Annotated in this window: 21 protein-coding genes; 20 read left to right on the forward strand and 1 reads right to left on the reverse strand. The window is 36.7% G+C overall.

Features of this window, described 5'->3' with window-relative positions:
- Positions 1-5 precede the first annotated feature (5 nt).
- The 11 genes from glyQ to K5Q14_RS01515 all read left to right on the forward strand — a co-directional run bounded on the left by glyQ (position 6) and on the right by K5Q14_RS01515 (position 13,153).
- Positions 6-950, forward strand: a complete 945-nt coding sequence (gene glyQ / locus K5Q14_RS01465) for a glycine--tRNA ligase subunit alpha (RefSeq protein WP_220734053.1) — start codon at positions 6-8, stop codon at positions 948-950.
- A gap of 2 nt (positions 951-952) precedes the next feature.
- Positions 953-3,013 carry a glycine--tRNA ligase subunit beta gene (gene glyS, locus K5Q14_RS01470; RefSeq protein WP_220734054.1) on the forward strand — a complete coding sequence of 687 codons (2,061 nt, stop codon included), beginning with the start codon at positions 953-955 and terminating at the stop codon, positions 3,011-3,013.
- 265 nt (positions 3,014-3,278) lie between these two features.
- The gene (gene lepA / locus K5Q14_RS01475; protein ID WP_281419670.1) at positions 3,279-5,132 is read left to right on the forward strand and encodes a translation elongation factor 4; all 1,854 of its coding nucleotides are present in this window, start codon (positions 3,279-3,281) and stop codon (positions 5,130-5,132) included.
- A gap of 109 nt (positions 5,133-5,241) precedes the next feature.
- Entirely contained in the window at positions 5,242-6,312 is a 1,071-nt protein-coding gene (locus K5Q14_RS01480) for a zinc-binding alcohol dehydrogenase family protein (protein ID WP_220734055.1), read from the forward strand.
- Entirely contained in the window at positions 6,309-7,184 is an 876-nt protein-coding gene (prmA, locus tag K5Q14_RS01485) for a 50S ribosomal protein L11 methyltransferase (protein WP_220734056.1), read from the forward strand. Before K5Q14_RS01480 ends, prmA begins: the two co-directional genes overlap by 4 nt.
- A 2-nt stretch (positions 7,185-7,186) precedes the next feature.
- Positions 7,187-7,930, forward strand: coding sequence for an RsmE family RNA methyltransferase (locus K5Q14_RS01490; protein WP_220734057.1), 744 nt, complete (start codon positions 7,187-7,189; stop codon positions 7,928-7,930).
- 57 nt (positions 7,931-7,987) lie between these two features.
- Positions 7,988-8,425 carry a hypothetical protein gene (locus K5Q14_RS01495; protein WP_220734058.1) on the forward strand — a complete coding sequence of 146 codons (438 nt, stop codon included), beginning with the start codon at positions 7,988-7,990 and terminating at the stop codon, positions 8,423-8,425.
- Between the two features lie 134 nt (positions 8,426-8,559).
- The gene (locus tag K5Q14_RS01500) at positions 8,560-10,182 is read left to right on the forward strand and encodes an ABC-F family ATP-binding cassette domain-containing protein (protein WP_220734059.1); all 1,623 of its coding nucleotides are present in this window, start codon (positions 8,560-8,562) and stop codon (positions 10,180-10,182) included.
- A 67-nt stretch (positions 10,183-10,249) separates the two neighbouring features.
- Positions 10,250-11,410 (forward strand): hydroxymethylglutaryl-CoA synthase, encoded by a 1,161-nt coding sequence (locus K5Q14_RS01505; protein WP_220734060.1) that lies wholly within the window; start codon positions 10,250-10,252, stop codon positions 11,408-11,410.
- 72 nt (positions 11,411-11,482) lie between these two features.
- The gene (locus K5Q14_RS01510; protein ID WP_220734061.1) at positions 11,483-11,755 is read left to right on the forward strand and encodes an ACT domain-containing protein; all 273 of its coding nucleotides are present in this window, start codon (positions 11,483-11,485) and stop codon (positions 11,753-11,755) included.
- A 54-nt stretch (positions 11,756-11,809) separates the two neighbouring features.
- Complete coding sequence (locus K5Q14_RS01515) at positions 11,810-13,153, forward strand: PFL family protein (RefSeq protein ID WP_220734062.1); 1,344 nt, start codon at positions 11,810-11,812, stop codon at positions 13,151-13,153.
- 78 nt (positions 13,154-13,231) lie between these two features.
- Here the strand turns inward: K5Q14_RS01515 and K5Q14_RS01520 are convergent, their stop codons facing one another.
- Complete coding sequence (locus tag K5Q14_RS01520) at positions 13,232-13,666, reverse strand: hypothetical protein (RefSeq protein WP_220734063.1); 435 nt, start codon at positions 13,664-13,666, stop codon at positions 13,232-13,234.
- A 159-nt stretch (positions 13,667-13,825) separates the two neighbouring features.
- Here K5Q14_RS01520 and xerC point away from each other — a divergent pair, with 159 nt between their 5' ends.
- From xerC to K5Q14_RS01565, 9 genes are all read left to right on the forward strand, one after another.
- A complete protein-coding gene (xerC, locus tag K5Q14_RS01525; protein WP_220734064.1) occupies positions 13,826-14,737 on the forward strand; it encodes a tyrosine recombinase XerC in 912 nt (303 codons plus the stop codon).
- A 53-nt stretch (positions 14,738-14,790) separates the two neighbouring features.
- Positions 14,791-15,669, forward strand: coding sequence for an aldose 1-epimerase family protein (locus K5Q14_RS01530; RefSeq protein ID WP_220734065.1), 879 nt, complete (start codon positions 14,791-14,793; stop codon positions 15,667-15,669).
- Positions 15,670-16,088: 419 nt separating this feature from the next.
- Positions 16,089-17,294, forward strand: a complete 1,206-nt coding sequence (gene trpB / locus K5Q14_RS01535; RefSeq protein WP_220734066.1) for a tryptophan synthase subunit beta — start codon at positions 16,089-16,091, stop codon at positions 17,292-17,294.
- Positions 17,287-18,312 carry an anthranilate phosphoribosyltransferase gene (gene trpD / locus K5Q14_RS01540; RefSeq protein WP_220734067.1) on the forward strand — a complete coding sequence of 342 codons (1,026 nt, stop codon included), beginning with the start codon at positions 17,287-17,289 and terminating at the stop codon, positions 18,310-18,312. The genes trpB and trpD overlap by 8 nt, the downstream gene beginning before the upstream one ends.
- Positions 18,309-19,094 carry an indole-3-glycerol phosphate synthase TrpC gene (gene trpC / locus K5Q14_RS01545; protein WP_220734068.1) on the forward strand — a complete coding sequence of 262 codons (786 nt, stop codon included), beginning with the start codon at positions 18,309-18,311 and terminating at the stop codon, positions 19,092-19,094. Before trpD ends, trpC begins: the two co-directional genes overlap by 4 nt.
- 6 nt (positions 19,095-19,100) lie before the next feature.
- Positions 19,101-19,700, forward strand: coding sequence for a phosphoribosylanthranilate isomerase (locus K5Q14_RS01550; protein WP_220734069.1), 600 nt, complete (start codon positions 19,101-19,103; stop codon positions 19,698-19,700).
- Between the two features lie 39 nt (positions 19,701-19,739).
- Positions 19,740-20,510, forward strand: a complete 771-nt coding sequence (gene trpA / locus K5Q14_RS01555) for a tryptophan synthase subunit alpha (RefSeq protein WP_220734070.1) — start codon at positions 19,740-19,742, stop codon at positions 20,508-20,510.
- A 91-nt stretch (positions 20,511-20,601) separates the two neighbouring features.
- Positions 20,602-21,975 carry an anthranilate synthase component I gene (trpE, locus tag K5Q14_RS01560; protein WP_246587509.1) on the forward strand — a complete coding sequence of 458 codons (1,374 nt, stop codon included), beginning with the start codon at positions 20,602-20,604 and terminating at the stop codon, positions 21,973-21,975.
- Positions 21,972-22,544 carry an anthranilate synthase component II gene (locus K5Q14_RS01565; protein ID WP_220734071.1) on the forward strand — a complete coding sequence of 191 codons (573 nt, stop codon included), beginning with the start codon at positions 21,972-21,974 and terminating at the stop codon, positions 22,542-22,544. Before trpE ends, K5Q14_RS01565 begins: the two co-directional genes overlap by 4 nt.
- Positions 22,545-22,633: the final 89 nt, after the last annotated feature.

Here is a 22,633-nt window from a genome sequence, read left to right on the forward strand (position 1 = left end):
GAAAAATGACAAACAGCAAATTATCGTTACAAGATATTATTTTAACACTGCAACAATACTGGGCTAAGCAAGGTGCAAACTTAATGCAAGCATACGACAATGAGGTTGGTGCTGGAACGCAATCACCTTATACATTCTTGCGTGCAAACGGTCCTGAGCCTTGGCATGCAGCATATGTTCAGCCATCACGTCGTCCTGCTGACGGTCGCTATGGTGATAATCCAAATCGTTTATTTCAACATCACCAATTTCAAGTTGTTATGAAACCATCTCCATCAAACATTCAAGAATTGTATTTAGGCTCGCTTGAAGCCTTGGGAATTAAACCATTAGAACATGATATACGTTTTGTTGAAGATAACTGGGAAAATCCATCAATGGGTGCAGCAGGTATTGGTTGGGAAGTTTGGTTAGACGGTATGGAAGTCACGCAGTTCACTTATTTTCAACAGGTAGGGGGCATTGAGGTAGACTCTGTTACAGCTGAGGTAACTTATGGTTTAGAACGATTGGCATCTTATATTCAAGATGTTCCGACAGTATATGATCTTGAATGGGGAAATGGCGTACTTTATGGTGATATTTTTAAAGAACCTGAATATGAACATTCAAAATATGCGTTTGAAGAATCTGACCAAGCAATGTTGTTGAGACATTTTGATGAATTTGAAGCGGAAGCAACGCGTTTATTGGCATTAGGATTGGTTCACCCAGCATATGATTATATTTTAAAATCGTCACATACGTTTAACTTATTGGATGCACGTGGCACGGTTTCAGTGACAGAACGTGCAGGTTATTTGCATCGTATTCGCACTATGGCACGCCGTGTATCAAAGGTATTTATTGAAGCTCGTTCAAATCTTGGCTTTCCATTATTAAAAGATGATGATTTACGTGAAAAATATTTAGGTGCAAACGGTAAATATGCACTAAAGGAGGAAAATTAACTATGTCAACATTTTTACTAGAAATTGGCTTGGAAGAAATTCCGGCACATTTGGTAACGAGTTCTGAAGCGCAGTTAATTGCGCGCACAACAAAATTCTTGTCTGATCATCGTTTATCAGTAGGCCATATTCAACCTTATTCAACACCGCGTCGATTAGCTGTAGCGTTAATTGATGTGGCATCTCAATCAGAGGCATTATCAGAAGAAAAACGCGGACCATCAATTGAACGTGCAAAAAATGATAATGGTGAGTGGTCAAAAGCAGCTCAAGGGTTTGCTCGAGGTCAAGGTATGACACCAGAAAACTTTGAAGAACATGATGGCTATGTGTGGCTAACTAAACATACGGCAGGTATACCAGCAGACACTATCTTAGCTAATATTGGTGAAGAAGTTGTTGCACAAATGAAATTTACAACCTATATGAAGTGGGCTAACAATGCCTTTTTGTATGTGCGACCAATTAGATGGCTTGTTGCTTTACTTGATGATGTAGTGATTGATTTTAATATTTTAGAAGTTCAAACAGGACGTGTGACGCGTGGACATCGCTTTTTGTCAAATGAGCATGTCACAATTGCTGACGCAGAATCATATTCGGAGACTCTAAAGGCAGCCTATGTTATTGCAAATGCAGAAGCACGTAAGGCAATCATACAGTCACAACTTGAAAATATAGCGCATCAAAATAATTGGCTATTAGATTTGGCCTCAGATGCAGCGCAAGATTTGTTAGAGGAGGTTAACAATATTGTTGAATGGCCGACGGCATTTTCTGGGAGCTTTGACAATAAATACCTAGAACTACCAAATGAAGTGCTAATGACATCAATGCGTGAACATCAACGCTTTTTCTATGTCACAAATCAATCAAATGAGTTGTTACCAAACTTTCTATCAGTCCGTAATGGCAATTCTGAACATCTTGATAATGTCATTGCAGGAAATGAGAAAGTATTAGTTGCGCGATTAGAGGATGCCGAGTTTTTCTATCAAGAAGATCAACAAAAATCAATTGATGAAAGCATGACCAAGGTTAAAAAATTGGTGTTCCATGAAAAGATTGGGACAGTTTACGAACATATGCAGCGTGTTGGGCAATTGGCTGCTAGTTTGGCCGATAAATTGCACTTTGATGATGCGCAGAAAGTTGATTTGGCACGTGCATCTGAAATATACAAGTTTGATTTGATGACTGGTATGGTCGGTGAATTTGATGAATTACAAGGCATTATGGGTGAACATTATGCTAAGTTATTTGGTGAAAATAGCGCAGTAGCCAGTGCCATAAGAGAACATTATATGCCAACTTCTGCTAACGGAAATATTGCTAGCACTGCAGTTGGGGCAGTGCTAGCAATAGCTGATAAATTAGATGCTATTGTTACCTTCTTTTCAGCTGATCTTATTCCTTCTGGATCAAATGATCCCTACGGTTTGCGACGTGCAGCAAACGGTGTGGTAAGGACGCTTCAAAGTAAACAGTGGCATATTGCTTTGCAACCATTGTTGATTGAATTTGTGAAATCTAATGGTAAAGTTACTGAAAAAGCTGATGTAACTGCAATTATGACCTTTATGTTAGATCGTGTTCGTAAGCTAGCTTTGGATGGTGATGTCCGTCCAGATATTGTCGCTGCGGGAACAGCTCTGACACCTGATGGGGATGTTGTGTATATTGCGGATCGTACGCAAACACTTGCCAATCATGCTAGTGATGATAACTTCCGTGACATTATTGAAGCATTAACTCGAGTTTCACGTTTGGCCATGAAGCAATCAGCACAAGGTTATGTTGATGAAAGCCTGTTTGAAAATCAAACCGAACAAACACTCTTTATGGCAACCAAAGAGATTGATTTGAAAACAATAGAATTACAGGGTGGAGAAGCAGTGTATAAAGTCTTGGCTGAACTACAAAACCCAATTGCAGCTTACTTTGATGCGACAATGGTGAACGCTGATGATGAAGTGATTAAAAATAACCGTTATATACAATTACACATGATTGATAAAATTATTTCTGGAATGGGTGACCTAGAAAAAATTGTCATTAAGTAATTTTGGACTATGAAACTAATCGATGACATGAACAAAATTGAATAATAGTGCTAACTGTTGCTTAGATTAATTTTAGAAAACTACAAATCGTTACTATGATTACCAGACTTAAAATAGTGATTATATCCGTTAATTAAATTATTTCAAACAATAATGCGTGTTGCAGTACCAGAAGTGGTTCGGCTCACGTTTTTTCTGTCTATTCATGATAAAATAGATTAGATAGAAAAATTGAAAGTATACGCATACCTTGCGTGATAAAAAAATGACAGAAATTAACTTAGAACAACTTAAAGAACGACAAAGACATATCCGCAATTTTTCAATTGTGGCACATATCGATCATGGGAAATCGACGATTGCAGATCGTATTTTAGAGCAGACACACACAGTAGCTGAGCGTGATATGCAAAATCAATTGCTTGACACTATGGACTTAGAGCGTGAACGTGGCATTACAATTAAATTAAACGCAGTCGAAGTGCATTACGATGCAAACGATGGTGAAACCTACATTTTTCATTTAATCGATACACCAGGACATGTTGATTTCTCTTATGAAGTATCGCGCGCGCTTGCTGCTGCTGAAGGGGCTATATTAGTTGTTGATGCAGCTCAAGGTGTAGAAGCACAGACACTTGCCAATGTTTATTTGGCATTAGACAATGATCTAGAAATTTTGCCAGTTATCAATAAAATTGATTTGCCTGCTGCTGATGCAGAAAAAGTTCGTGCAGAAATTGAAGACTTGATTGGTATTGACGCATCGGACGCAGTATTAGCTTCAGCTAAAAAAGGCATAGGCATTCCTGAATTATTAGAAAAAATTGTGGTTGATTTACCTGCCCCGACAGGCGATCTAACAGCACCATTACGCGCGCTGATTTTTGATTCAGCGTATGATGCCTATCGTGGCGTTGTGGTTAATATGCGAGTACGTGAAGGCATAGTTAAGCCAGGTGACAAGATTAGAATGATGAATACTGGCGCAGAATATGAAGTCAATGAGGTTGGTGTGATGTCACCAAGTGCTCAAAAACGTGATTATTTAATGGCTGGTGATGTCGGTTACTTAACAGCAGCAATCAAAGATATTCATACAACACATTCTGGTGATACAATAACTTCTGTTACGAATCCAGCTAGTGAACCATTATCTGGTTATAAACCTATGACACCTATGGTTTATTCTGGACTATATCCATCTGATAATGCTAAGTATAAAGATTTACGTGATGCACTAGAAAAGTTACAACTTAATGATGCCGCACTAACATTTGAACCTGAAACATCACAAGCCCTAGGATTTGGTTATCGTGTTGGTTTCCTTGGTTTATTGCACATGGATGTCGTTCAAGAACGTTTGGAACGCGAGTTTGACTTGGATTTGGTAACCACTGCACCTTCTGTTACATATCATGTGATGACAAATGATGACGAACTCATTGAAATTGAAAATCCGTCTGAAATGCCTGATGTTTCAAAAATTAAATATATTGAAGAGCCTTATGTTGATGCTCAAATTATGGTACCAAATGACTATGTCGGTGCTGTGATGGAACTTGCACAACGCAAACGAGGTGATTTTGATACGATGGAATATTTAGATGAAACACGTGTGAACGTGAAGTACAAAATTCCTTTATCAGAAATAATTTTTGATTTCTTTGATAAACTAAAATCAAGCACACGAGGGTATGCATCTTTAGATTATGAAATTTTTGGTTATCGTCAATCTGATCTAGTGAAAATTGATATATTATTAAATTCTGAAAAAGTTGATGCATTAAGCTTTATTGTTCACCGTGATTTTGCTGCAGAACGTGGCCGTGTTATTACATCAAAACTGAAAGAAATTATTCCACGGCAAAATTTTGAAATTCCAGTACAGGCAGCCATTGGTGCAAAAATTTTGGCGCGTACTAATATAAAAGCTTACCGTAAAGACGTGACATCAAAAATCCATACAGGCGATCCAGATCGCCGTGCCAAATTACTAGATAAACAAAAACGTGGTAAAGCGCGCATGAAGTCAGTTGGTACAGTTGAGGTGCCCCAAGAAGCTTTCATGGCAGTATTAAAAACAGATGATGACACGCAGTACGCACGTGGAAATTAATCCTATCCCGTGATTTAAATGAACTGTTTTCAAGCAGCGTAATGAAATTAATTCATGTCAAAAGCAATGTTGAAAACAGTATTTTAAGATACACTATAAGGAGACGAGTATGTCATTATTTGAAAAAATAAAAAAATATTGGCCATTTGGCGGTCATAAAATGCGTGCCATTGGTTTCGAACACGCCCTAACGATTGACCAGCCAAATGTTTTTATTGAAAAAAATATTTTGCAACCTACACCTGATAATTATGAGTTATTAGTCAAAGTTTTTGCCAGTGCTATTAATCCTGTTGATACAAAAATGCGTCATACGTATAAAGAAGATGGGCAATTTCGTATTCTTGGATTTGACGCGACTGGTGAAGTAGTTGCGGTGGGTAAAGACGTTTCAAAATTTGAAATTGGTGATTTAGTATATTATGCAGGTGTGCAAATAAACCAAGGTGCTAATGCGCAATATCAAGTCGTCAATGAATCGCTTGTAGGATATGCCCCAGTTAAGCTAAGTGTAGCCGAAACTGCTGCGATGCCTTTAACAGCAATTACTGCAGTTGAAATTCTACAATCTTTTAGTTTAGAGGTAACTGAAAATGCGGGAATTGGTAAAAGTATTTTTATTTTAAATGGTGCTGGTGGTGTTGGGTCAACTTTAATTCAATTAGCAAAATATTTAGGCTTAACAGTCATTACAACGGCATCACGTCCAGAATCTGTCACATGGGTAAAATCTCTTGGTGCCGATTATATTTTAGATTATCATCAAGATTTACATGAACAGTTAGTTCAAATAAAATATGAAAAAGTCGACTATATTGCTATGTTACAAGACACCAATAAATACTGGGCACTAGCATTAGCCGCCATTAAACCATTCGGTCGCATTGCGTCGATTGTGGAAACTAGTGGGCCAGTTGATATTGGTCCACTAAAAAATATTGGTGCGCAGTTCAACTGGGTATTTATGTTTGCAAAGGGTAATTACGGCGTTAACATGTCTAGTCAAGGTGATGCATTAAACAAAATAGCTGAATTATTAGACAATAATGTGATTCAATCCACACTCACTAAAACTTATAAAGGGCTTAACGTAGACAATATTAAACAAGCTACTCAGGATGTTGAAAGTGGGCATATGATGGGAAAAGTTGTTATTTTACATGATGAGGAATCACTATGAATTGGCAAGCGGTAAGAGTTGATACTAATAGTGAGGCAGTTGAGGTCGTATGTGACCTATTAATATCTGTTGGTGCTGATGGCGTTCAAATTGATGAAACAAATGGGATATCAGTCATTGCTTATTATGAAAACAATGACCAATTACCAAATATCCTTTCTACAATCAAATCACGACTTAAATTATTACCAAAAGTATCAGTAGACCCATCACCGGCAACGATAAATTTGAGCGATGTATCTCAGTCAGATTGGGAAAATAACTGGAAAAAATATTATCATACTCAGCGAATTACGCGACATTTGACAGTCGTACCATCCTGGGAAACATTTAAGCCACAACAGTCAGACGAGATGCCAATTATTATGGATCCGCAATTAACCTTTGGCACAGGAACTCATGAGACAACACGACTTATGATGCAAGCATTGGAAGCAGTTGTGCGTGGTGGTGAATCAATGATTGATGTTGGGACAGGCTCTGGTGTTTTAGCGGTTGCAGCGAAACTGTTAGGTGTTAGCTCTGTTTTGGCGACAGATATTGATGATATATCTGTAAAAGTTGCGAAAGAAAACTTGATGTTAAATCCGATTGCGGCAGATATAAAAGTTGTGACAAGTGATTTACTATTAAATGTTGATACACAACCAGTTGATTTGATTGTGGCAAATATTTTGGCAGATGTTATTGAAAGACTAATTCCACAGACGCGTTCTCGTTTAAAACCAAAAGGTTATTTTTTAGTGTCGGGTATTTATGATGCTATTGCACCGCATATTGAAGAACAATTACGTACTAATGGATATGACATTATTCAAAAATCCCAAATGGGTAAGTGGCATAGTTATATTACACAAATTAAGGAAAAATAATCATGCAACGCTACTTTTTGAAAAGTTTAATTAAAAGTGACCATATAACGTTGACGAGAGATCAAGATGTTTTTAATCATTTTGGCAAAGTATTGCGTGCAAGGGTCGGTTCACAAGCAGAATTTGTTAGTGCTGATTTGAAAGTTGTCATTGGTGAAGTTATAGCTATTGATGAAACGAAAATCACATTAACAATTAAGAAACGACTAGAAACTAATGTTGAATTACCAATAGATGTCACAATTATTGTATCACCACTCAAAAATGATCGTTCCGAGTGGCTTGTACAAAAGGCAACTGAGTTGGGTGTAAATCGAATTATATTTGTGGAAATGTCACGTACTGTGGTTGACTGGAAAAAGCAGCAAGCTAAAAAGGCGGTGCGATTACAAAAAATTGCGCAAGCTGCTGCTGAACAGTCACATCGGTTATTAATTCCAGAAATTAAATTTTTAACTTGGCAAAATGTGCTTGATTTACCAAAACAAATTGGTTTGGTAGCTTGGGAAGAGTCTGCTCGTACTGGTGAAATTTCAACCTTGGTTAAATCAATTAATGAGATGCCTATAAATACAGATGTGAATCTTATTTTTGGTCCAGAGGGTGGGTTGACAAGTTTAGAAATTGAAGAGCTGGTTCATTATGACTATCAGCCAGCTGGATTAGGACCAAGAATTTTACGGGCAGAAACAGCGCCTTTATATGCACTGTCAGCCATTAGTGTCTTGCGTGAGTTAAATGAATAGTTTATAATAAATATTACATAATTAAGCATTGTTTTTTTAATTAAAAGGTGGTCAAATATGAAAAAAGCATTTAACAAATTTTACGGTTATCAGTGGTTGATTGCAATTTTATTGGGCTTTGTTTTACCTCTTCTAGCGAAACAATTGGGCTTTCGTGAAATTCATCAAGTCATTTGGTTGTATCTTGTTATTAATGGCAGTTTCACATTATATGGTGGTTATGCTATTCGAAAACATGGCTACTCACCATTGCTAATTTTACTTGTACCAGCGATTTTTTCTGGTGTTTCAACATTTTGGTTAAACATTGTGGCTACGCAATATGGCTTCTATTTTAGTTTGCTCTATATTGTGCTTAGTTTATTTACATTTTTTGGTGATACACGTGATGACCCTGATGAAAATCTTATTCCAGTGGAGAATGGTTTTCAGGGGCTGACTTCTGCTACTGAAAAGGATTATTCACTACCGGTTGATGGTGGGTTCAAGTCTTAAATGAGCGGTCTACTTTTACCAAATAGATTGTCAGTATTGTGGAAAAGCGCGAAATTTCGCGCTTTTTCTGGTATAGTTATATAAGGTATTTTACCGATATGTTCGTATAAACATATTTAATTGGAGGAAAAAAATTGATCACAGTATCAGAAATGAGTTTCAGCTTTGCTGGACCTAAATTATATCAGGATGTTTCTTTAAAGTTGATACCAGGAAATACGTATGGCATTATTGGTGCCAATGGTGCCGGAAAATCGACGTTTTTAAAATTATTGCAAGGTGAACTATTACCAACTGAAGGTACAATTACTATTGGTGATGGGGAGCGATTATCATCATTACAGCAAGACCATTTTGCTTTTGATGATTTTACAGTACTAGATACTGTTGTTCAAGGGCATAAAAGATTATATGAAGTTAAAACTGAAATGGATGCCATCTACGCCAAGCCTGATTTCAATGATGAAGATGGTGTTCGCGTTGCCGATTTAGGCGCAGAATTTGAAGAACTTGATGGTTGGAACGCTGAAGTTGAAGCTGGACAGTTATTAAGTAAATTGGGTATTTCGGATACAATGCACAATACTTCAATGGGAGAATTAACAGAAAACGACAAAGTTAAAGTTTTGTTAGCACAAGCGTTATTTGGTAATCCCGATATTTTGGTATTAGATGAACCAACAAACGGTTTAGATGTTCAAACGATTAATTGGTTAGAAGATTTCTTAGCGGATTTTCCTAACCTAGTAATTGTTGTATCGCATGATCGTCATTTTTTGAATGCGGTGTCGACAAATATTTTGGATGTTGATTTTGGTAAAATTACACCATTCGTTGGTAATTATGATTTTTGGCGCGAATCTTCAGAATTAGCGCAACGTTTAGCCTCGCAACAGAACTCTAAAAAAGAAGAACAAATTAAACAATTACAAGAATTCGTTGCACGTTTTTCAGCGAACGCGTCAAAGTCTAAGCAAGCTACAGCACGTAAAAAGCAATTAGATAAAATTACACTTGATGACATTAAACCTTCATCACGTAAGTACCCGTTTATTAATTTTCCGCTTAACCGTGAAATGGGAAATGACATGATTCGCTTGGAAAATATTTCCAAAACAATCGATGGCGAAAAAGTGTTAGATAATATTTCGTTTATTGGTCGCCCTGGTGATAAAATTGCTATTCTATCACGTTCTGATTTGGCAACGACAACATTAATGCAAATTATTGCTGGGACAATGGTACCTGATACAGGTACTGTTAATTGGGGTGTGACAACAACACAATCATACATTGCGAAAGATTTAAATGATAACTTTGAAAATCAAGATGTAACTATTTTAGATTGGTTACGCGATTTTGCAGAGGAAGAACAAAAAGATAATACAAGTCTTCGTGGTATGCTGGGACAATTATTATTCCGTGGTGATGATTCACTTAAGGCAATTAAAGTTTTATCGGGTGGTGAAAAAGTACGTATAACACTGGCTAAAATGATGTTACTTAAAGCCAATGTTTTATTAATGGATGATCCAACAAATCATTTAGATTTGGAATCTATTCAATCTTTAAATGATGCTGTTGTTAATTTTAAGGGTGGGATCATTATGACTTCGCATGATCATGAATTCTTAGCAACAACGGCAAATCATGTTATCGAGGTCTCTGCCAAAGGTATTGTTGATCGTGTGGATACATCTTATGATGAATTTATTTCAACTGAAAGCACACAAGAAAAGGTTGAGGCGCTTTACTAATAATGCGATACAAAAAGCGTCTAGTGGCGCTTTTTTGCATGGTATAATAATTTCAGAGGAATTATAAATGACAATAGGTATTGATAAAATAGCATTTTACACGCCAAATTATGTGTTAGATCTTATCACATTAGCAAAAGCACGTGGTGATGAACCAGATAAATATACAATAGGTATTGGTCAGAATCGACAGACTGTTGTGCCTAACTTTGAAGATGTCGTTACAATGGGTGCTAATGCAGCGATAAAAATAATAACGGATGATGACCGTGAAAAAATAGATCTTATTATTTTTGCGACAGAATCTGGTATCGATAATTCAAAATCAAGCGCGCTTTATATGCAAAAGTTACTGGAATTATCAGAATTTGTGCGTACTATTGAATTAAAACAAGCCTGTTACGCCGGTACTTATGGCTTGATGCAGGCACGTGATTACGTTGCAATGCATCCTGGAAAACGAGTATTGGTTGTTGCATCAGATATTGCCCGTTATGGTTTATCAACACCAGGCGAAGTAACACAGGGCGCTGGTGCGATTGCGATGATAGTGTCAGAGACACCTAAAATTATTAGCATTAATACTGATTCTGTTTATATGAGTCGCAACGTTTCTGATTTTTGGCGCCCAACTGATCGCCAAGAGGCACTTGTTGACGGACACTTATCAACCGATATTTATAAAGAAATGTTTTTGACATTATGGCAACGATACCAGTTAAAAACAAAGCATCAATTAAATGATTTTGCAGGATTTGCGTTTCATCTACCCTATACAAAAATGGGAAAGAAAGCACTTGATCAAATCATAAATGAAGCAACACCAGCACATCAGCAGAAATTAACACGTAATTTGAAAGCCAGTCAAAAATTTAATCGAGAAGTTGGTAATCTTTACACCGGTTCGGTTTATTTGAGTCTCTTGTCACTACTAAGTTACGCTACTGATTTAAAATCTGGTGATAAATTAGCTATTTTTAGTTATGGGTCAGGTGCAGAGGCTGAACTTTATTCTGTGACGCTTCAACAGGGTTTTGAAAATTATGTCCCGGCTAAAATGACACAAGCATTGCTGTCAAAACGACAACTTGTATCTGTCGATCAGTATGAAGCTATGTTTAAATCGCAATTGTATGATTCTCATATCAATGTCAGTTCAGATGCTGTTAAAAGTGGCAAATTATTCCAATTTTTAGGCTGGCATGATGGTGAACGTGTATATAGTTGAACATTTTAAAAATATGGCATTGAACAAATAAATACTGTATAATTATTTAAATAACTTTTAAAGAGGAAAAAAATGGCTAAAGCAGTTGTAACAGTGATAGGAAAAGATAAACCCGGAATTATAGCCGGCGTTTCTAAAACATTATCGGACCATAACATTAATATTTTAGACGTGTCACAGACAATTATGTCTGATATTTTCACAATGAGTATGCTAGTTAATTTAGCACTACTTGATGAAGAATTTAATAAACTTCAAGATGATTTAAATCTACTGGGCAAGCAGCTAACTGTTGAAATTCATACACAACGAGAAGAAATTTTTGATGCAATGAGTCGTGTTTGATTAATATCAAGAATCATAGCAGCCTAGTTACACAAACAAAAATTGGGAGAAATTATGGAAACCACTCAAATCACTGAAACCATTAATATGGTCGCAGAAGAGCATTTAGACATTCGAACTGTTACAATGGGTATTTCTTTGCTCGATACCATAGCTGGCACACCACAAGAAACTGCAAAAAATATCTATCAAAAAATTACAACTTATGCAAAAAATCTGGTGAAAGTAACACAGCAAATTGAGCGTGAATTTGGTATTCCGATTGCAAACAAACGTATTAGTGTCACGCCGATTGCTTTGATTGCTGGGAAAGCAACGCCTGATGAAATGTTGTATTACGCGCATGCTTTAGATGACGCTGCTAAGGCTGTGGGAGTGGATTTTATTGGTGGCTATTCCGCATTAGTTCAAAAAGGATTTGCCAATGGTGATCTTGCTTTGATTAAGTCATTGCCACGCGTATTAACAGAAACAGATTTGGTTATGTCAAGTGTTAATATTGGGTCGACAAAGGCTGGCATTAACTTAGATGCTATCAAACTAATGGGTGAGACAATTAAAGCGATAACTAATAAGTCAGATACTGCGAACGCAAAAATGGTTGTTTTTGCTAATGCGGTAGAAGATAACCCATTCATGGCTGGTGCGTTTCATGGTGTGAGTGAAGCTGACGTTGTTATTAATGTTGGTGTTTCTGGACCTGGTGTTGTGAAACGCGCCATTGAAAAGGTTAAGGGCGAATCAATCCAGGTTGTTGCTGAAACCGTTAAGAAAACAGCATTTAAAATTACACGTGTTGGCCAAATGGTTGGTGCATTAGCTGCTGAACGTTTGGGCGTGGAATTTGGGATAGTTGATTTGAGTTTAGCGCCTACACCAGCGCGTGGTGATTCAGTTGCGGAAGTATTGGAAGAAATTGGCCTTGAAATGGTTGGCACACATGGCACAACAGCAGCATTAATGTTACTAAATGATGCTGTTAAAAAAGGTGGTGTCATGGCATCACAACGTGTTGGTGGGCTATCTGGTGCCTTTATTCCTGTCTCTGAAGATGCTGGTATGATTGATGCTGTTAAGGCAGGGGTACTATCGTTAGCAAAACTTGAAGCAATGACAGCTGTGTGTTCCGTTGGGTTAGATATGATTGCCATTCCTGGTGAAACTGATGCAACAACTATTGCGGCAATGATCGCTGACGAAGCGGCAATTGGTGTACAAAATAATAAAACAACAGCTGTACGAATTTTACCAACTAATGGCGCTAAAGTTGGTGATATGATTGATTATGGTGGCTTATTAGGTACTGCACCGGTGATGCCCGTGGTTGAGAAATCAAGTGCGGCGTTCATTAATCGGGGTGGTCATATTCCAGCACCTATTCACTCATTTAAAAATTGAAAATATTTATCATAATCCATGTTTAATTTAATAAAAGCGACCTTATCGATCAGATAAGGTCGCTTTTATTTGCATGAATTAGTTTGATTTTTGTGGTGTTTGTTCTATTGGTTGTTGATTCGTTGAATTAGATTGGCCAGCCATAATAGCAATATAGATAATTAAAACGATAATGACTATCGTTGCTAAAACACGAGCGGGATGATGTAAAAAAGATATCATATGATTACGCATCTTTGATGATGCCTGTGACTCACTATTGCTTTCTGTCATAGCAGATTCAAGTGCATACGCAAAACTGTTTGAGTCCACAACTTTCGCATTTGATTCGTATGGAACAATTGCAATTTCTCTTGTGTCAGATAATTTCAATGGTGTTTGCTTGGTATGGTAAGCATCACGATTAGTCAAAATATTCTGACGAAAAATGTTAATCGCATTTAATGTTTTATTTTTAAAAAATAAAACATTTTGATGTAATTTTTCTAATGGTGTTTGGACAGGAATTTTCATAAGGAGTCTCCTCTGTGATTAAATTGAAATTTTAATCAAACTATTTCTAATCCTAATTATATCGAAAAAGAAACATCATTTGGGCATGTTTGAATGATTGTAACTAAATTAAAGGCTTCTTAATTTTTGAAACGCGTGGATAGCGCGTATAATAGAATTATGCAAACACGAGAACAACAATTGTATCAAGTTTATATAGCGTCTGAACGACAATATTCGCCATTAACTTTGAAAGCATATTCATCTGATATTGACGAATTTGTGATGTTTTTAAGGCAAAATGGCGGGTTTACTAATTTTAAATCAGTACAAACATTAGATGTCAGAGTCTATTTAAACGATTTATATGAACGGCAATTAGCGCGAACAACTATTTCTAGAAAAATCAGTAGTTTACGTATGTTTTATCAATTTATGATTACCAATCAATTTGTGATTGACAATCCATTTGATAATGTGGCTCTTCGAAAACATGAAAATCATCTGCCCGAATTTTTTTACGAAACAGAAATGACAACATTATTCGATGTTGCATATAATCACGAAGATGTGTTGTGGCAAAGAAATGCAGCTATACTAGAGTTTTTATATGCTACAGGTGCGCGTGTGGCAGAAATTGCCAGTTTGACGACGGCACAATTAGATTTCTCTCAGCGGCTAGTTTTAATTCATGGTAAGGGTAATAAGGACAGGTATGTACCATTTGGTCATTTTGCAGCACAAGCCTTATCACAATATTTAAAAGAATCACGGCCAAAATTATTAACAAAACAAGTACCACATGATTTTGTGTTTGTTAATCATCGCGGTGAGCCAATAACAACTGCGGGGATTACTTATATTTTAAATGAACTAATGAAACGTTCAACATTAACTGGTAAAATTCATCCACATATGTTGCGCCATACATTTGCAACGCATTTGCTTAATAATGGTGCCGACATGCGCACGGTACAAGAGTTATTAGGGCATGTTAATTTATCGACAACACAAATGTATACACATGTTACACGAGAAAGTTTACAAAAAAATTATCAAAATTTTTTCCCTCGTGCAAAAAAAAAGCTGTAAACGCTTAACATTAATTACATTTATCTCTTAAAATTTGGTAGAATATAGGTATTATGATTAAACTAGAAAATAAAAACTTAAAAGTGATGATTAACGAAGAAGGTGCTGAATTAACTAGCGTTTGGCACAAACAAGCCGAACTGGAATATATTTGGGTTGGTGATCCAAAATATTGGGGGCGTCATGCCTCTAATTTGTTCCCTATTGTGGGACGTTTACGTGGTGACCAGTACAAAGTAGCGGGTGAAACCTATTTTATGAATCAACATGGTTTTGCGCGAAACACAGTTTTTGATGTGGTTGAACATAATGATACGCATGTTCTTTTCCGAATTCATGATACGGATTCAACAATGCGTGTTTATCCATTTAAATTTCAGTTGGATATTCGTTATGATTTGACTGATAATAATGATCTTAAAATTGCATATATTGTTCATAATACTGATACAGAAGAATCATTATTTTTCAGTGTTGGCGGCCATCCAGCATTTAATTTACCACTTGATGGTGGTAAATTTTCAGATTATTATGTTTCAATTGAGCCGGAAAAACTTTATGATCGTGTGCGCTTGACAGGTCCTTACTCAAATCCAAACGCACCGACACCCTTTAATGCAAATATTCCGTTACGGTTACGTCAAGAAGACTATCATGATGATGCAATTATTTTAAAGTTGAATCGTCAAAAAACGTCATTTTTACTTGCACGTTTAGCGAATCAACACGGATTACGCATGACGTTAGATAATGCACAATTTTTGGGTATTTGGACGCCAGCTGGAAAAGAAGCGCCATTTATTGCATTAGAGCCGTGGTGGGGAATTGCTGATACGGTTGATTCAACTGGCAATTTCAAAGAAAAATTTGGTGTGAACGTTTTGGCAGCAGGTGACACATTCAACGGGACTTATAGCTTGAATTTTTTCTAATTATGTTTATGTCTTAAAAAATTATTGAAATGTGTTGACAAAATACTCTTTAAGTTTTAATATAGTGTTAACAATTTAATCGTCTAATTAAACCAATGAGATGAAGATCAAACCAATCGTGCGCGCACAGGGAATCCAAGATACTGAGAGCTGGATCGAAAGCAGATTGGCAAATGGATCATCGAGGGTCAGCTGAAAACAATTTTGTGAGTAGGTGTGAACGTGAGACATACGTCAGTTGTCAGGTCTGTGTTGGCAGACTATGGAGGAGTAAGCTATTAAATCATTCTTTTTGATGTGGTTAAATAGTTTAAAATCAGGTGGCACCGCGGGAAACCGTCCTGAAAATATTGCAATGAGCAAATATTTTCAGGACGGTTTTTTATTTGCTCTTCAAACGATTGTATAAGGAGAAAAACATGAACAATAAGATGACAACGTCAAAAAAAGGTTATTATGGTGAGTATGGTGGCCAATTTATTCCTGAATTATTGATGCCCGCTGTTAACGCGGTTGCTGAGGCATTTAATCACTATAAAGAGGACCCAATTTTTAAAGCAGAATTAAAAAATTTATTTGATAACTATGCTAATAGACCATCACTATTGTATCATGCAAAAAATATGTCAAAAGATCTTGGCGGTGCACAAATATATTTTAAACGTGAAGATTTGAATCATACAGGCGCACATAAAATTAACAATGTTTTAGGGCAGGCATTAATTGCTAAAAAAATGGGCAAAACCCGATTAATTGCTGAAACTGGTGCTGGACAACATGGGGTCGCCACTGCAACTGTTGCCGCATTGTTTGGTATGGAAGCCGAAATTTTTATGGGCAAAGAAGATACTGACCGACAAGCACTGAATGTCTATCGTATGAAATTACTCGGTGCTAAAGTTAATATTGTTGAAACCGGAACGCAAGTGTTAAAAGATGCGGTGAATGCGACTTTTCAGGATTGGACTAAGCGCATTGACGATACATTTTACGTCTTAGGTTCGGCTGTTGGACCGTATCCTTTCCCTGAAATGGTTAAGTATTTTCAGTCAATCATTAGTGAGGAAGCACGACAACAGTTTTTAGAACAAACTGGTCAGTTACCAGATGCTGTCATCGCTGCAGTTGGTGGTGGGTCAAATGCAATTGGTGCATTTAGTAAATTTGTTGATGATAATCAAGTTAAATTAATTGGCGTTGAAGCAGCGGGGAAAGGAATCCATACATCTCAAACAGCTGCAACCATTGCTAATGGATCAGATGGTATTTTTCATAGCATGAAATCAAAATTTTTACAGTCATCAGATGGACAAATTGATCCAGTGTATAGCATTTCAGCGGGTCTTGATTATCCAGGTATTGGACCAGAACACGCTTACTTAGCAGATATTGATCGTGCGCAATACGTGCCAATTACTGATGATGAAGCAGTTTCTGCATTCGAGTATATTGCCCGTACAGAAGGTATTATAGCTGCAATTGAAAGTTCTCATGCAGTAGCTTATGCTATGAAGCTAGCACCAACTATGCAATCAAATCAGCAAATTATGGTTAATTTAAGTGGTCGTGGCGACAAAGATGTTGCTGCAATTGCACGTTATAAAGGAGTTGATATTCATGAGTGATATTAAAACTGCATTAAAGCTATTATCATCTCGTCAAGACTTATCCGCTGACATGGCAGAAAATGTGATGAATGACATTATGGCTGGTGATATATCAGAGCCTCAAATTGCAGCCTACTTAATGGGATTAACCTCAAAAAGTGAATCAATTGCAGAAATTGTTGGATCAGCAAAAGCGATGCTAAATCAAGCAGTTAATATCGCACCAGAATTTAATGCAATGGATATTGTTGGTACTGGTGGTGACATGTCGAATACATTCAATATTTCCACAACAGCTAGCTTTATCGTAGCAGCGGCTGGTGTGCCTGTTGCTAAGCATGGCAATCGTGCTGCCAGTTCAAAATCAGGAACAGCTGATGTACTAGAGGCTTTGGGCGTCACAATTTCGTTGTCTCCAAATCAAGCTTCTCAAGTTTTACATGAAACGGGTCAAACTTTTTTATTTGCGCGATCTTTTCATCCAGCAATGAAAACTGTCGGTCCAATTCGTAAAAATTTAGGTATTCGCACAGTTTTTAACGTTTTAGGTCCCTTGATCAATCCAATGCGACCAAAAAGCATGTTGTTGGGTGTTTACTCAAAGCAATTGCTAGTGCCATTGGCGCATGTGTTAATAGAATTAGGCGTTGAAAATGCTATTTTAATTCACGGAAAAGACGGTTTAGATGAGGTGACATTGACAGATAAAACTGACATAGTAATTTTACGTCGTCAACAAATTATTGAGTCAGAGTTTGATCCAACAGTGTATGGATTTGATTATGTTTTACCAGAGGAGTTATTAGGCGGTACGCCGATCGAAAATGCTAAAATAACACAAGAAATTTTGAGTGGCCAATTAGACGGTGCGAAGAAAAATGTGGTTATTTTGAATGCAGCGATGGCGTTATTTGCTGCAAATGTTTGCGATGATTTGCAACAAAGTATTACATTGGCACGTGGTGTTTTAGAAAATGGCAAAGCCTATCAACATTTAATACGATTACAACAAGCAACAAAGGTGGGTAGCGCATGATTTTAGATGATTTGGTACAAGCAACACAAGAAAATATGAGACATAGGCAAGTAGAGATACCTTTGTCTATTTTAAAGACAAAAGTGCGCGAATTAGTTATTCAAAAAGATTTCAGTTTTGAAAAAAAACTGCGTCAACAATCAATTTCCGTGATTGCAGAAATCAAACAAGCGTCACCATCAAAGGGGCAAATTATTCCGCAGGAGCAATTTGATTATCTTAAAATTGCACATGCATACGACGAGGCGAATGTTGATTTGATTAGTGTTTTGACAGAGGAAAAACACTTTAAAGGGTCAATTTCTATTTTGAAAGCAGTTGCGCAGACCGCTAAAACGCCAATATTAAGAAAAGATTTTATCATTGACGACTATATGATTTATGAAGCAATAGTGGCTGGTGCTACAGTCATTTTATTAATTGTGGCAATTTTAGAAGATGAGCAATTACGTCGCTATCTAAAATTAGCAGATGAATTAGGCCTGTCAGCAATTGTGGAAGCACATAATGAAAAAGAAATACAACGCGCTATCATAGCGAAGGCACGAATTATTGGTATTAACAATCGTAATTTGAAAGATTTTTCAGTTGATTTTAACAACACTAAACGTTTGCGAGGCATGATACCTAAAGATATACTTGTTATTTCTGAGTCGGGCATTAAAACACGTGCTGATGTTGTATTGTTGGAAAATATACAAGTGGATGGTATTTTAGTCGGTGAAACTTTCATGAAGAGTAACGATAAAATAGAAATGATTAAAACTTTGTTAGGACGATAAACGAATATGACTAAAATTAAACTTTGTGGTAACTTTCGTGTTGAAGACGCTGATTTTTTAAATAAAGTACAGCCTGACATGGCAGGCATTATTTTTGCACCTGGACACCGTAGAACAGTGAATTTAGCAACAGCGTTGGCAATACGTCAACGATTAGATGATAACATTCCCTTATATGGTGTATTCATTAATCAAAATGTGATGGACATGCTCACTTTTTTTGATAATGGGCTCATACAAGGTGTACAGCTACATGGTGATGAGTCAGAATTAGAAGTGGCATTATTACGTGAAAAGAATGTCCCTGTGATTCAAGTGGTTAAGCCACAACAAGCATTGATCAAAACATCAGCAAATTATGTGCTGTTAGATAATGGTGGTGGATCTGGGAAAACATTTGATTGGCGTATTGTACCGCCAAAGCCTTTGCGCCAGAACGTTTTGATGTTGGCGGGAGGGTTGACCACACACAATTTACAAGACGCCATCAATCAAGTACAACCAGATTGGGTTGATATTTCTAGTGGTGATGAAATAGCGGGTATTAAAAATTTAGAAAAAATGCGTATTTTGGTTGATATAGCACACCAACAGACAGATAAATAGTAATATGTTACAAAAAACAAGTTAACATTTGGAGAAAATATGACAGTAGAAAAAATAGAACAAGTTTTAAAGCATGGTAAAGGTTTTATCGGTTTTATAGTGGCTGGCGATCCTGACTTCGAAAAAAGCGTTGATTATGTTGTTGCGCTTGCTAAGTCTGGGGCAGATGTTGTTGAAATTGGTATTGCTTTTTCAGATCCATCAGCAGATGGGGAAACAATTATGAAAGCTGATTTGCGTGCGACTAAAGCTGGTTCAACGACAAAAAAAGTATTTGAATTCGTCGCAAATATTCGCAAAAGAACACAAGTACCATTGGTTTTTTTAACATATACTAATCCCGTTTTTAAATACGGCTATGACCCGTTTTTAGCTAAAATGAAACAACTTGACGTGCAAGGTATTATTATGCCTGATATGCCACTAGAGGAGCAAGATGAGTTTGTTACGTTAGCTGAAAAATATGATCGCTCGTTTATTCAATTAGTCACCCTTAAATCTGGAGAACGAATACCAAATATTATTAAACGCGCTTCAGGATTTGTTTATGTGGTCAGTTCTTTAGGTATAACTGGTATGCGACAAAAACTATCAACAGATTCTCATGACTTAATAACACAGATAAAACAAATCACAAATGTACCGGTTGCTATTGGTTTTGGTATCAGTCAACCTGAACAAATGGCACAATTTAAAAACGCGGACGCAGTCATTGTCGGTTCAGCGATTGTTAATATTATTGAAGCACATTCGTATGATGCTGAAGAAAAATTACAGAATTTTGTGAAATCAATGAAACTGGCTTGGTAATGGCATCATTAAATTAAACACAAAAACTAGGACGATGTAGCGCCCGTAAAATAAAATGGAGCATGTACATAACGTACATGATGTTAACCTTATGACTTATGATATAAAAAAAATTAATGCCGATACAATCAGTGTCATCAGCGCGTATTTGAGATTACGTGGCAAGCATACAGTTTTATTAGAATCTGTGCCAACATCGCAAGAAAAATCTCGTTATTCTATTTTAGGTTTGGACCCTGTTCATGAGTTTCAAGCAACAAGCACTCACATTAATATTGATGGTCAGCTATCCGAAAGTTTAGATCCCTTACATGTATTGAGTGATTTAGTGGTCACAAACTCAGTAGTTAATGAGCACATACCGTTTCAGGGAGGAGCTATTGGTTATGTAGGATTTGATACGATTGCTACTTATGAAAATATTGGACAACAACCTGAAGATGAGCTAAACATGCCTGATATTCATATGTTTTTGTATGAAACGTTTATTATTTTTGATCATCAAAATGAAACGTTAACAATTATAGCAGATAACGTTTATTCTAAACGTGAATCATTAGAGCGACAGCATGCATTATCTAACATTGAAAAGCGGTTACGACAACAAGTTAAGGCAGAGATGATTGCTGAAACATTACAGCCTCTTGAACCGAAATCCAATATGAGTCGAAAAGAATTTACATCAATTGTTAATCGTACTAAACAGTTAATAACAGATGGTGATATGTTTCAAATGGTACCATCCCAACGTTTTAGCTTTGATTTTAAAAATGATTCATTTGATTTTTATCGACAGTTACGTCGAACAAATCCTTCGCCATACATGTATTATTTGGATCTTGGAGAAACTCAAATTGTTGGTTCTTCACCGGAAAGTTTAGTGACTGTTCGTGGTGATAAAGTGACAACAAATCCAATTGCTGGTACACGTAAACGTGGTAAAACAGCACATGAAGATAGTAAAATTGCATCAGCATTAAAACATGATGAAAAAGAGCTTGCTGAACATAAAATGTTAGTAGACTTAGGACGGAACGACTTAGGAAAAATTTCAGAATACGGTACTGTCAAAGTCACAACTTTTTTAGATATTCAAAAATATAGATATGTCATGCATTTAGTGTCTGAGGTGCAGGGTAAATTGCGGGTGGGTACGCCAGCCATTGATGCTTTAAAAGCAACTTTGCCAGCGGGTACAGTGAGTGGTGCCCCCAAGGTAAGGGCACTAAAACGTATTTATGAGATGGAACCTACTAAACGTGGTGTTTATGCTGGTGCCATTGGTTACTTATCAAAAGATAATCAAATGGATTTCGCGATTGCCATTAGAACAATGGTTGTTAAAAATGGTAAGGGTTATGTGCAGGCCGGTGCAGGTATTGTGTATGATTCTATCCCCGAAAATGAGTACGAAGAAACATTTAATAAAGCAAAAGCATTACTAAGTGTGGGAGAAAAACGATGATTCTATTAGTTGATAATTATGATTCATTTACGTATAATTTAGCACAAATTGTTGGAAAAATGACGGAATTAAAAATACTGCGTAATGATGACAAACGGTTATATGATGTGGCAGATCAAGCTTCGGGCATCATTTTTTCGCCAGGGCCAGGCCAACCAAGTGAAGCTGGTGAAATGGAAAATATGATTCAGCGATACGCCGATAAAGTGCCATTGCTTGGTATATGTTTAGGCCACCAAGCAATTGGTGAAGTATTCGGTGGGGTTGTAACACATGCAACAACTATTCGGCATGGTAAGGTTTCTGAAATGCGTATCATTGAACCGTCAGCATTATTTTCATCACAGACTACATCAGTCATGCGTTACCACTCACTTATTATCAAATCCACTCAAATGCCAGATGATTTTGTTGTGACTGGACGCGCTTGCGACGATGGTGAGGTCATGGCAATGCAGCATATAACATTACCAATTTTTGGATTGCAATTTCATCCAGAATCAATTGGCACCCCAGAGGGTGAAAAAATGATTAAGAAATTTGTCTTACTGACGCAACAAATAAACTAAGGTTCTGTAATTTTTGTAGGTGAACAGATTTTTAAGGAATTGTTAAATCAATCACAATTTAAGTAATATTTGTTAAACTGTAAGGGTTG

Origin of the sequence: Leuconostoc inhae (assembly GCF_019656015.1) — a bacterium.
Lineage (GTDB): Bacteria > Bacillota > Bacilli > Lactobacillales > Lactobacillaceae > Leuconostoc > Leuconostoc inhae_A.